The 12,972-nt window shown below is 59.3% G+C and carries 8 protein-coding genes; 1 reads left to right on the forward strand and 7 read right to left on the reverse strand.

Annotated elements, in window-relative coordinates; genetic code table 11:
- From ACZCED_RS19110 to ACZCED_RS19130, 5 genes are all read right to left on the reverse strand, one after another.
- A partial coding sequence (locus ACZCED_RS19110; RefSeq protein WP_464861452.1) for a hypothetical protein occupies window positions 1-995 on the reverse strand: 995 nt, incomplete at its 3' end.
- A 172-nt stretch (window positions 996-1,167) separates the two neighbouring features.
- The gene (locus tag ACZCED_RS19115) at window positions 1,168-1,662 is read right to left on the reverse strand and encodes a hypothetical protein (protein WP_464861453.1); all 495 of its coding nucleotides are present in this window, start codon (window positions 1,660-1,662) and stop codon (window positions 1,168-1,170) included.
- Window positions 1,663-1,706: 44 nt separating this feature from the next.
- Entirely contained in the window at window positions 1,707-4,928 is a 3,222-nt protein-coding gene (locus ACZCED_RS19120; protein ID WP_464861454.1) for a choice-of-anchor X domain-containing protein, read from the reverse strand.
- A 28-nt stretch (window positions 4,929-4,956) separates the two neighbouring features.
- On the reverse strand, window positions 4,957-5,370 hold the full coding sequence (locus ACZCED_RS19125; RefSeq protein WP_464861455.1) for a hypothetical protein: 414 nt from the start codon (window positions 5,368-5,370) through the stop codon (window positions 4,957-4,959).
- 240 nt (window positions 5,371-5,610) lie between these two features.
- Window positions 5,611-7,095, reverse strand: a complete 1,485-nt coding sequence (locus ACZCED_RS19130) for a sigma-54-dependent transcriptional regulator (RefSeq protein ID WP_462972169.1) — start codon at window positions 7,093-7,095, stop codon at window positions 5,611-5,613.
- A gap of 302 nt (window positions 7,096-7,397) precedes the next feature.
- On the opposite strand from ACZCED_RS19130, the gene ACZCED_RS19135 reads away from it, so the two are divergent.
- Window positions 7,398-9,656 (forward strand): S8 family serine peptidase, encoded by a 2,259-nt coding sequence (locus ACZCED_RS19135; protein ID WP_464861456.1) that lies wholly within the window; start codon window positions 7,398-7,400, stop codon window positions 9,654-9,656.
- Between the two features lie 33 nt (window positions 9,657-9,689).
- On the opposite strand, the gene ACZCED_RS19140 is transcribed toward ACZCED_RS19135, so the two are convergent.
- Window positions 9,690-11,306 (reverse strand): HAD-IA family hydrolase, encoded by a 1,617-nt coding sequence (locus tag ACZCED_RS19140; RefSeq protein WP_462972167.1) that lies wholly within the window; start codon window positions 11,304-11,306, stop codon window positions 9,690-9,692.
- Between the two features lie 4 nt (window positions 11,307-11,310).
- Window positions 11,311-12,966 carry an AMP-binding protein gene (locus ACZCED_RS19145; protein ID WP_464861457.1) on the reverse strand — a complete coding sequence of 552 codons (1,656 nt, stop codon included), beginning with the start codon at window positions 12,964-12,966 and terminating at the stop codon, window positions 11,311-11,313.
- Window positions 12,967-12,972: the final 6 nt, after the last annotated feature.

Consider the following 12,972-nt stretch of genomic DNA (forward strand, 5'->3'; position numbering starts at 1 on the left):
ATGTTTATCGTTTGCGTCGCTCCGGTGCCATTGTCATTCGTTACATTTCTCACATATTTGCTCACTTCAAGTGTTCCGCCTGCAGCATTGGTCGTAACTGACGCAGAACCAATTTGGCCATTCATGCTGGCGGTTACCGTTGTTTCCCAGAAAGCGGCAAGGCTGGGATCTGCCACGATACCCTGGGTAACGGTCAGGGTAACCGTGCTTTCCTCAAGGATCATCCATCCGGCGGCCGGTGTAAACGCAATCGGGCCTGCGGAATCATTTTGCAAGGTAATGCTGCCAGGTACAGCAGTCGTGCCGGTGCCAACCGCAGGATCATTGACGATAGTAATGGAAAAGGGTCCGTAATGGTTGGTTCCATCGTGGATATATACAACGTCTCCGACCGCCAATCCGTTGATTACATTATCGGATGGACTTCCACCGGTCGTTGCGCCATTTGTGGGAACGCCACCGTCGTTGGGCACTGCGAACGCAATGCTGGCACCCGCATTAATGGTCGTCAGATTTCCTATTGTTCCTTCCGAGGGATCGAATACCGTAGCTCCCAGAAACACCGAGCCCGAGCCCAAAATCGGCAATGTGGCACTGATGGCGATATTCGTTGGGCTTCCGTCGGCCGCACCCAATGAAATGGATTCGGGACCGTTGGAATTCGTTCGAAGGGTTATCGTGTAGACTTGCGTGCTGCCTGTTCCATCGGTGCTTCCCGGTGACGGGCTGAAAGACACCACCGTCGGTGGCACGTCGATGGTATTAACAGTCACATCGATTGCCGCGCTGATCGGTGTCTGGGCAGTACCGCCGCCGTCCTCATAATTAACCGTCACCGTATTTCTGATGACCGTATTGCCCGCACCGCCTTCCAATGCAGCGAAAGCGGCCGTGCTGATGCTGAGCAGGCAAACCGCCAGCGCTGCCGCGAAAAAAGGCATTGGGCTGTTGAATCTACTAAAACGATTCCTTTTTCTCTTCATCTGGGTATGCATTACCATCTCCTTTTCTCTGATCATATTTCACTGACGTACTGGTTGAGTGGGTGGAACGTAAGGAGGCTATTTTTTGTTCTTCTACTGTCTGCGTTGAGGGCCGGCCCGGGCCCATCCATTTTTCTCGTGCATTTCTCTTTTCATCTCCACTCCTTTTATGATTGATAAAAGTCTATTTCACGATCGCTTCGTATCCGAGGGTCAGGGTTTTTCCGGGCGGCACTTCGGCAAGCGTCCAGCGGATGTCCGTGTATTGCTCCGGACCGGCGGCCTGCTTCTGCGTGCTGCCGTCGGCCTTTTTGATGGTGACGGTCAGGCGTGACGGCCTGTCGAAATGATTGCCGCCGTCCACCGAGAAGGCTATCTGGGCGCCTTCGCCGAATGTGCTGTCACCGACATAGGTCGTGCCGTCGGGCAGCGGGTTGTTGAGCACCACGTTGGTGGCCTTCTCGTCGCCGCTGTTGGTAACGGTGAGCGTATAGAAAATGGTCTGCCCGCTCTCCACCGTGTCGGCGGGGACGCGTTTAACGACGGCCTGGCCGTTGTCGACGACGCTGATCTCTTTTTCCGCCGTAATGGCCACTTTCACCTCCGGTTTGGCCCAGACATCCATGGGCATGAGCATCAGGACGACGGCCGCCAGTGTTAAAAACGTTCTCATCTTCATTTTTCTTTCCTCCCGGTTATGATTGATATGTGTAATTGGTTTTCTCATTTCACGACCGCCTGGTATCTCATGGTAAAACCGCTTCCCCCCCCTTTTAGTGTTCCGACCATCGGCAGCCGCCAGTGGGTCACGCTGCCGTCGTAACCTGCCGGTGCCCCGCTGCCTCCGGAGGCCAGCGGGCTGTAGGTGAAAGTCGCGCCGCCGTTGTCCGAATAGGCCGGCGTGCCCAGTGCCATGCCGCCGGTCGCCCCGACCAGCGTAAACGGCAGCACGCCGCTGCCGTCATAGGCGATACGCAGCGCCGTATAGGGGCTCATGGCGTCGTCCAGTTCGATGTTGATCGCCGGCCCCGTTCCGGTGTTGACCACCTGGATGGTATAGGTAATCAGGTCACCGGGGACGGCGGTGGCACTATTGGCGGATTTCAAGACGGTGAGCAGGGGCGCCCCCACGAGCAGTGTGGCCGTCCCCTGGTGAATAATGGTGCCCTCGGCGCCTTCGGTGGCCGTTACCAAAGCTGTCCAGGTGCCGTCGCTGCCGAAGGCAGGCAGGGTCAGCGGCGTTTCGAAGATTTTGGTTGCTGCGCCGCTGTCCTGCTCCTGCGTCATGGGGTAGGTAGTGGTTCCCGAGGGTCCTGTAATTTCAACCGTTGCGCCGCTGATGTCGAAACTGCCGAAGGGATCGCTGACCACCGAACGGACGTATACGGTATTGCCGGTGGGGGCCGAGGTGACCATTGTGCCGGCGGGATAGGCTTCGTCATAAAACGAGACCGAATCAACGTTGATGACCGTCTCCGCTTCTATCTGAACCTGTGAGGCGTTTGCCCCCCCTGAAGTGGTGTAAACGCGGAAACTCCGATTATTCGATGAAGTATTGGATACGGTCAGAACCAGGGATGATCCGGCGTCCAGATATATATCGCCAGACACCGGAATCATGAAGGTAAATTCACGGATTACATTGTTGAGAAGCACGTCCTGATCGTTCAATAAACCGATGTTCCGTGAGGTCGCGCCGGTCGAACTCAATGCCAGGTTGAGGGTTCTTTCACTAAAACCGTTGTTACTCGAGTTTTTTCTCAGCATCAGTCGTATGGGAATAAAACCGCTGTCGCCATCGATCATCAGGGGGAGTTGGAGTTCGGGGCTGAGCACCCACGAATTGCTGTCACCCCCGATAATAAACGCATGATCTATAGACGTAGGGAGTTCACGCGAAAGGTCGGAGTCCGTATATAAATAAAGCTGTTTGTTCCCTGTGGCCGGTATGGCCGATACCGGTGGAGACGAAACGACCGGATTGGCGCCCGTTCCACCTGGCGCCTTGATACCGGCGGTATTGTCGATGGTTGTACCAGTCGCTGCCGACGTATCCACCGTCACCTCGAAGACGATCGCGGCGCTGCCGCCGGCCGCCAGGCTGATCCCGGACACATCCAGATAGCCGGAGCCATTGGGGCCGGTGCCGTCGAAAGTTGAATCATTCGTGGCCCCGGCGGGCACGCTCATCGTCGTGATATCGAATCCGGACAGGTGGGCGGGAATAACGTCGGTAACACGGATGCCTGCGGCAGGGACGCCGGCGGATTCGACTATCGCGATGGTGTACCTGAGAATATCACCCGGATAGAGGCTGCCCCCGTTAAGATCGATGACGGACTTGGTCGATGTGGACAGATCCGGTGCCGGTTCGACGATGGTAAAGGACTGTGCGTCGATGTTGAAGTAGTTGACCTGGCTTTCCGGACTCGCCGGTTGTCCGGGGATATGCGCCACGCCATTGGTGGCGCCGATGATGCTGCCCGATCCGTCCAGCGCCAGGATCAGGGTTGTCCACTGCACGCCGACGGTGGTCCCGGCGGGGATGGTGGTGGTGGGGCTGCCGGCGTCGGAGCCGTCGTTGGTCCACGAACCGTCGTTGGCCACGGCGTCGCCATGGCTGCCATCGTCATAGAGAACAATGCCGGAAACAACCGGTGACCCGGTGTCATCCAGGACAAGGGCAACCAAGGAGGCGGGTTGGGCATCAACTGCAGCGGTGATGGACAGGGTCGAACCAGCGGCGGCGGTTAATGGACTCGTCACGTTCGTACCGAAAGCCTGGGGGCTGCCCAGGGTGCCGGCGACTACCGACCATTGTACATCGTCTATATGGACCCACGAACGATATTGATTGTAATGGCTGCTGGTAATTTCCAGGGTGACGGTCTGCCCGGCATATGCATTGAGATTGGCGGAAACCGTGAACCAGGGCTCGCTGCCCTGAGTCAAGGTCATGGCGGGTGAATAGTGATGATTTCCGTTGGTGTCCGTATCCCAACCATTGTACTGGCCGTATCCGGATTGGTTCCATCCAGCTGGCGTGGTGCCGTAATTGGGAGAAAAGGGAAGCATGCCGTAGTTGCCGGCCGCGGGCCCGACCATTTCCACGCTGCTGCTGCCCACCAAGCGGATGCGGATAAAATCATACTGGTTAGCCCCATCCGCCGAACTGTCCCAGCCTTCCAGACGATAACGCAGGGTTAGATCCCCGGGGTTGGTGGCTGCCACCGTGAAGGTTCGCGACAAGGTCACCGCAGGGCTGCCATTGCCGGGCTCGTTCTGGGTGCGGGCGCCCAGCAGATAGGACAACTGCCCCGTGTGCGGCGTGCCGTCCGTGGTCACGAAAGGCGTCGCCCCACCGGTCGTGTCTGAATTGATGCTGGGCGTTTCGCTGGGACGCACCTGGGCATCGAAGCCCGCATTGGCAATGGCGGCCCATCCGGCAGGAATGGTCTGACCGACGGTGCTGAATTCGAAGTTGCCGTTGATCGTGTTGGCCGCCGACCAGGGGGTTTTGGGACCGTTCTGGACGATATCGAAATACAGGTAGCAGGTTGACGGCCCGCTGTCTTCCAGGATGAAGCGCACTTCTCCCCGGCTGTTGCCAAGGGCATCGGTTCCACCCATGAATATTGCATCGGTAAATTGCTGGATGGCGGCGAGGGCGCCGCTGCTGTTCACAATCCGGGGAGAATTCGAATCGAAGGTACCGGAAATGCCCAGGGTGGTGAGCAGCGAAAAGAAGTCGACGTCGATTCTGATGGTGCTGTTGACCGACGTTCCGGCAGGGATGGAAATCGGTACCCGATAATGCCAGTCCGGTGCGCTCCCCACAGCATTGGTGTCAAACCAGACCGTTGCGGACCGCAGATCGGCATGGCACAGATGGGGTACCATGACCATCAGTGCGACGAAAAGGCCAACGATCCAACGCTGACACATCGGGTATATCCGGATTGCCGAGGTCATATCAGGAAGGGCTTGCCTGAATGCTTGCCTGGGATGGCGTTCGCGGGTCAAACTGACATTCCATCATCTTCTCCACCACCGATACCAATGGGTCGATACCGGCGTCGGAAAAAGTGATGAAACGGGGGGCGAGTGCATGGGCTTTGGAAACCGTTTGCGGATCTTTATCGGAAAGGACCAGCACCAGGCGCATGTCTGAGAGCAGTTCCCTGATGGTCAGGAGCCGGTCCAGTTCCGCATCGCTGCCGATGGAAAGGACGCCGATCTTGAGGTTCAGGCGCGGCTGGCGAAGCCGCTGAAAAACGTCGTCCAGATCCGAATAGGTTTCCAGGCACACTCCGGAAGACCCGGCATTCAGCATCTGCCTGAGTTCTGAGGAAACACCGTTTTTACCATTTGCGTATAGCAACAGCATGATATCACTCTCCTTCTGCGGTTTCCGTTGGATTGCTCAACATGAAGGAGAATGGCAACAACTGTGCCTGATCTGAATAATTCTAAATTATTCAATTATTACATATTATTATAAGTCAGAAACAGGGAGTTGAATGAAAAATACGGCAGGATGGCGCGCGGGGAGTGTCCGATTTTCCGGACAACGTCCGATAAACAGGAAATGGCGGATCGATCGTGGATGTCCGGCAGCAAGCCGGGATCAGCCCGTCTGCTGGCTTTCGGTTTCCTCGAGGGGGTCGCCGATCTGATGCTTGGTGAGCAGCTCGTAGAGACGGGATCGGGAGATCCCTGAAATCTTGCACGCCTGGGCGATATTCCGACAGGTGCCGGTCATGAGATCCTCCAGATATCGCTTTTCAGCCTTCAAACGGTATTCCTTGAAGCTGACCAGCGAGTCGGGATCCGTTGAAACCGTTTCCGGGCAGGCCGTTTCCGCTTCGGGCACAGGCGCTTTTTCCTTGAAGGTGTTGCAGACGATCTTTACCCGGATATGCAGGGGCAGGTGCTTGGGCAGAAGGGTGGTGTCCGTGCCGGCAACGGCCAGCATGCTGTCGATGGTATTGACCAGTTCCCGGACATTTCCCGGCCAATGGTAAGCCATCAGGGCTTCGAGCAGGTCTGGCGCGAACTCCTTGGATCCCATCTTGTAACTGCGGCACAAGCGGGCCGTGTGGTGCCGGACCAGCTCCTTGATGTCTTCCTTGCGCTCACGCAGGGGCGGCAGTTCGATGGTCAATGCACGGATCCGAAACAGCAGGTCCTGCCGGAACTTGCCGTCGCGCTGAAGCTGGTCCAGATCCCGGTGAGTAGCTGCCACCAGCCTGAAATTACTTTTCTTTTCCCGCTTCGATCCCACGGGCCGATACCATTTCTCCTGGAGTACACGCAGGAAGTTTTTTTGGACGGGAAGGGGCAGTTCCCCCACCTCGTCCAGAAACAACGTCCCCCCGTCGGCCTGGGCCACCAGCCCTTCCTGGGCCTGGTCGGCACCGGTGAAGGCCCCTTTTTCATGGCCGAACAGGACGCTCTCCACCAGGGTTTCGGGCAGGGCGGCACAGTCCACCACCACAAAGTTCTTCTCCGCACGGGGGTTGCGTTTCAAAGGCACCGCAGCCACCGTACCATGGGCGGCCCGGGGGCTGTTGGTGTGGATGGCCCTTGCAAAAAGCTCTTTTCCGGTTCCGGTCTCTCCGACGATCAGCGCGTTGACCTCGCTGGCGGCAGCCTGGGCCAGCAGGTCGAAACAGGGGCGCATATTGGGGCTGTTGCCGATGATGCGTTCCCTTTTGACAGGCGCCAGCGGCTCACTGCCCCGCTTTTCCTTCTGATAGTGAAGCGCTCGGTTGATGGACAGGAGGATCTCCTCCACCGACGCCTTTTTTTCCAGGTAGTCCCAGGCCCCGTTTTTCAGGGCAAACTCGGCGCCTTTGGCTGTGCCGTAGCCGGTGACGATGATCACCTCGGGATCGTTGGAGAGGGATTTCAACTGAGGCAGCAGATCCAATCCGCTGCCGTCGGGCATCTTTACATCCAGCAGAATGACATCGTAGTCACCGGAAACAGCCTGTTCGAGACCCGCATCACGGCTCATGGCCGTATCTACCGCATGTCCCATATGGGTAAGAAGCTCAGACAGTGCATCGCAAACCGCCGCATCATCGTCGATGACCAGTACGTTGCCCATGGGTAGTCCTTTTCCATCCAGAGAGAGGTTCAGTATGCACATTCGCGTGCAGACGGTATCGTCTTGCTGTCTATTAACCTAATATTATTATAGGAAAATGTTTAAGGTGTCAACCACTCTCACGCCCGAAGATCCAGGGTCCGCAAGGTTGGATTTGCCGGCCCCTAAAGTCCCTCCGCAAGATGCCGATACCCCTTTGGCAGGGGAGCTGCCAACTCCCGATCCACCTTTTCACAACTGGACGGCGGCGCACATGGCGCCTCTCGCAGAACCGGAGTTCGAGTATGCAGGAAAATCGAATCTTGACGGGAGTCATCGCAGCAATGCTGATACTGGCCGCTGGCCAGTGGTCACAGGCCGCCGCGGCAACCCATCGACCCTATGTGGATGGTGAAGTCCTGGTTAAATACCGCGAAAACCGGGCGCCTGAACGCGCTGACCATTACCGCTCCATGTGGCGGCTGTCCGACATCCGGACATTCAAGAAAAGCGGCATCCGCAGGGTAAGGTTGCCGGCGGATATGACGGTAAGCCAGGCCGTGGCTCGCTATCGCTTGGATCCGGATGTTCTCTATGCGGAACCAAACTACCGCTACCGACTCCAGGCTGTTCCCAACGATACCGACATGTCACGCCTGTGGGGATTGGTCAATACCGGCCAGATCGTCAACGGCACCACCGGGACGGCCGATGCGGACATGGATGCCGACCGGGCGTGGAACCTGGAAACCGGCAGCACGGATATCGTGGTGGCAGTGGTGGACAGCGGGGTGGACGTGACGCACCCCGATTTGGCGGCCAACATCTGGACCCATCCGACGGAAACAATCAACGGCGTCGACGACGACGGCAACGGATACATTGACGATATTCACGGATGGGACTTTGTAGAAAACGACAACCAGCCCATCGATTCCCACGGCCACGGCACCCATGTGGCCGGTATCATCGGTGCCGTGGGCAATAACGGTATCGGCTCAGCCGGCTTATGCTGGCGGGTGAGCATCATGCCCCTGCGTTTCATTAGCGCCGCTGACTACGGCACGACCGCCGATGCCATCGCGGCGATCGAGTACGCTGACGACGCTGGTGCCGACGTCATCAATCTGAGTTGGGGCGGCCCCGATTACAGCCAGGCGCTGAAAGATGCCATCGATGCGGTCGACGCCCTGGTGGTCTGCGCCGTCGGCAACGAAGGCAGCCGTCTGGACGACGTGCCGATCTACCCGGCCAGTTATGACAGCGCCAACATCTTGTCCGTGGCGGCATCGGATGCCGACGATCAACCGGCATGGTTCACCAATTACAGCGACAGCCTGGCCGACGTGGCGGCGCCGGGAACCAACGTCTACAGCACGGTGCCGGACAGGCAGGTGCGGTTGGTCGATCCATTTTCGGGGACAGCGAACTGGGATTTCGGCGGTGATGGCAATGCTTGGGGCGTTCAATCCATTTTCGGAAACGGGGTGCTCACCGAAAGCCCCGCCGGCAATTACACCAACGGTATGGATGCCTGGGCCCGATTGAATCCATTGGACCTGTCCGGCCTCACGGGCACCCGCCTCGATTTTTCAGTCATCGGGAACAGCGCCGGCAACGGTGACCGCCTGCTGGTGGAAGCGTCCACCAACGGGATCGCGTGGAGCGCGCTATGGGTGGGACTGGATGACGGCCCCGTACAGGCCATCACCGGAACCATTTCCACCTGGCAGCTGGCGGTCGCCGACCTGAAAGCTTACGACGGTGCTGCATCCCTGCACGTCCGTTTCCGGTTCGTCAGCGATGGCTCCGGTACGGCCGACGGTTATCTCATCGACAACCTGGCGGTCACCTGTGCCGACACCACCCACGGCACCCATGCATACCAGTATTACCAGGGGACCTCCATGTCCGCCGCATACGCGTCCGGTGCGGCGGCCCTGATCATGGCCCAGAAACCGTTGTTGACCCCTACCGAAGTCAAACTGGCCATTGAGTCGACGGTCGACCAAAAAGCCGCCCTTGTCGGGATGGTAGGCAGCGGGGGGCGGGTGAATGTTTACAACGCCCTGGTTTCCATGGCGGCCGTCGATCTGCATTCCCGTGCGGCCGCCACCGACCGGATCAACCTTGACTGGACCGCCCTGGAGCCGGTGGATTCCGGCTTCGAGATACAACGCCGTGCCGCTTCGGGCGACGACTACGCCACGATCGCGATCGTGGGCGCCGCCGAACGCGGGTACGCCGACAGCGGCCTGTCCGACGGCACGACCTATGTGTATCGGGTGCTCACCTTGAGCGGCGGTGACCGCACCGGCTATTCCAATGAAGCCGCAGCCACCACACCACGATCGGTGTCTGCCGGTATCGCCGTCGATTCCGGCGGTGGCGGCGGTGGCGGTTGTTTTTTGGGTGCCGCCGGCAGCGGGGGGCATTCGATGGACCGTACCGGCCAGAGGACGGGCCGGCTTGGCGCCGCGATGGTCCTGCTGGTCTTCGGCCTGCGGATCCTGTTTCGGAAAAACCGGCAGCATCGAATCATGGTCAGGCAGGCTTGCCGGCCAGTCCGAAAAAAGCCGTAAACCGCTGCCCACGCGGGACAGGATGAACAGCGATCATCCGAATAGCCGCGTAATCTCGTCCACGTCAAAATGCGGCCATGCCACCGGCATTTCACTTTCCCGGGCATCGATACCGGGCCCGCCCCCGGTAACGGACCCGATATCCGTGGCCATGATACCGGCTTTATCCATTTCGGACAGCAGCCGCTGCGCACGATCCGGGCGGCAGCAGATCAGCAGGCTGCCGGATCCGATGAGCCCCAGGGGATCGATGCCCAGCAACTCTCCCATGCGACGCGTCTGGGGATAAACCGGCAGCGCCTCGAACCGGATGCGAATGCCCTTTCCGCCGGCCTGGCTTAACTCCGCCAGAGCCGTGGCAATGCCGCCCTCGGTGACATCGTGAAGGGCGGACACCCCGCCGACGGTCCATGCAATCCGGGCTTCCGGCAGGATACTGATCATCGATTGAAATTGACCGCAGGCATCGATTTCGGCGGCGGTCATTCCCTTTTCCAGAAGCAGGTTCCTGAACTCCGCGGCAATGATGGCGGTGCCTTCCACGGCGACGCCCTTGGTCACCAGCACCCGGTCGCCGGGAGCCATCCGGCGCTTGCGGATCAGGTCATTGCGCGTAATCGTGCCGGCCATCATGCCGGTCACCACCGGTCGGCAGACGGCATCGGTGATCTCCGTGTGTCCCCCGCACAGGGTGATCCCCCATGCCGTGCAGGCATCATGGAGATCGTCAAAGATCTGCCGCACCTGGTTGCGGGAAAATCCACAGGGCAGCAACAGGGTGGCCAGCATCCAGCGCGCTTCGGCACCGGCAGTGGCAAGGTCGTTGGCATTGATCAACACGGCGTATCGGCCGATGGACTCGGTGGCAAAGGTAATGGGGTCGGTCTTGAGCACCAGCACTTTTTCTCCGTCAATATCGACGGCTGCGGTGTCCTCACCCACCGTCGGCCCCACGATCACCGACGGGTCTTCCACACGGTAGCGCTCCAGCAGTTCTCCAAGAAATGCGTTGGGCAGCTTGCCGGCTGGAAGTGAAACGCCATCGGCGAGAATCGGCTCCAGTTCCGCAAGCGTCCCGACGACGAACCGGCAGTCAAGATCCGCGGGAATCGGTCGACCGTTGGAGAGATAGGCCGTCAGGGATCCGGCATCGCGCCCCGCCTGCACGTCGAAGCGGAAATCACCGACCACCAGCACGTGGGCGGGATCCACGCCCATTTCACGGGCTGCCAGCAGCACCCCTTCCCCGGACGGTTTGATTTTCACCGGATCTTCGCGGGTAACCACGACGTCGAAATCCGCCATGCGAAGAGTGGAGAAGTGTTTCAGGGCCTTGATTACCGACGCCCTGCTGTTGCGGGTGAGAATACCCACCGGCAGTCCTGCCGCTTTAATGGAGGCAACGAGGCGCTCGGCACCGGGATTGGGCCGGGATGCCGCCGCCCCGTCCAGCTCGAACCGGTCCAGCTGCCGGGCCATATCCAGCCGCTGCGCGGGGTCGTCGGTCCCGGCCATGAATTCCAGCACGGGGATCCCGTCAGGGCACCCGATGGCCTGTTTGATCACGGAGAAATCAAGGGCTCCGGGCCGGGTCAACGTGCCGTCGAAGTCAAAGAGGACGGCATCGATTCGGTAAGGCGGGTTGGCCATGGGATCACCCTGCGCCCGGATCAGGAAAAAGATCGACCGACTGCTCCTGGAGTCTGTACTTCTGGACCTTGCCGCTGGCGGTCAGTGGAAAGTTGTCCACGAAAGCGACATACTTGGGAACCTTGTAGCGGGCGATCTGTCCCCGGCAGAAATCCTTCACGTCGCCCTCGGTGATATCGGCCCCCTTCTTCAGGATAATGAAAGCACCCACCTCCTCCCCATACTTCTTGCTGGGCACCCCCACCACCTGGACATCCATGATGCCTTCCATGCCGAAGAGAAACTCTTCTATCTCCCGGGGATAGATGTTCTCTCCGCCGCGGATGATCATGTCCTTGTGGCGCCCGGTAATGGCCAGGTACCCGTCTTTATCGAGAATGCCCAGGTCGCCGGAATGCAGCCAGCCGTCGGCATCGATGGCCCTGGCCGTCGCCTCCGGCATTTTGTAATAGCCTTTCATCACGCTGTAACCGCGGCAGCACACCTCCCCCTGCTGGCCGGCCGGCAGCGGATTCCCGGTTTCCGGGTCCACGATCTTGATCTCGATCTGCGGCATGGCCCGGCCCACGGTTTCCGTGCGGCGTCGCAGGTCGTCGTCGGCCAGGGTCTGGGTCATCACCGGTGAATTTTCGGTAAGGCCGTAGCAGATGGTTATTTCGTTCATGTGCATGCGGTCGATAACCTGACGCATCACCTGCACCGGACACGGAGAGCCGGCCATGATGCCGGTGCGCAGTGAGGAAAAATCGAACTTGTCGAACAGCCGGTGCTCCAGCACGGCGATGAACATGGTGGGAACGCCGTACAGGGCCGTGCAGCGCTCCTGCTCCACCGATGCCATGACCTGGACCGGATCGAACGTTTCCAGAATCACCATGGCGGCACCGTGACTGACGGCGGCCAGCACCCCCAGCACGCACCCGAAGCAGTGAAACAGAGGCACCGGCAGACAGAGTCGGTCCTGTTCTGTGAACCGCTGGTTTTCGCCGATCCACCAGCCGTTGTTGCCGATGTTGTGGTGGGAGAGCATCACCCCCTTGGGAAAGCCGGTAGTACCGGAGGTGTACTGCATGTTCACCACGTCGTGGATGTCTAAATCAGCCTGGCGGGAGATGTACTGGCTGTCGGTCACCAAAGACGAAAGCGCCATGATTTCAGGCAGGCTGTACATGCCCCGGTGCTTTTCCTGGCCGAGAAAGCAGATGCGCTTCAGGCGCGGAAATCGCTGGCTGACCAGCCGCCCCCGCTCCTGGACTTTCAGCTCCGGCACCAGGTGGTAGACCGTCTGGATGTAATCGGTGTCCTGATATCCGTCGATGATAAAGAGCGTCTCGGTGTCGGATTGCTCCAGTAGGTAGGCCAGTTCGGCGCGCTTGTAATTGGTGTTGACCGTGAGCAGCACGGCACCGATCTTGGCCGTGGCGAACTGAAGGGCAACCCAGTAGGGGATGTTGGTGGCCCAAACCGCCACCTTCTCTTTCTTTTCCACCCCTAAGGCCATCAGCCCCTTGGCCAACTGGTCCACCACCCGGGCAAATTCGTTGTAGGAGAGCCGAAAATCCCGATCCACATAGATCAGCGCGTCGCGGTCCCCGTGGGCGGCCACTGTACGGTCGAGGATCTGCCCCAGGGTCAGGGACTGCAATTGTTGCGGTGCCATGGGCGC

This window comes from Desulfosarcina sp. (assembly GCF_055467485.1).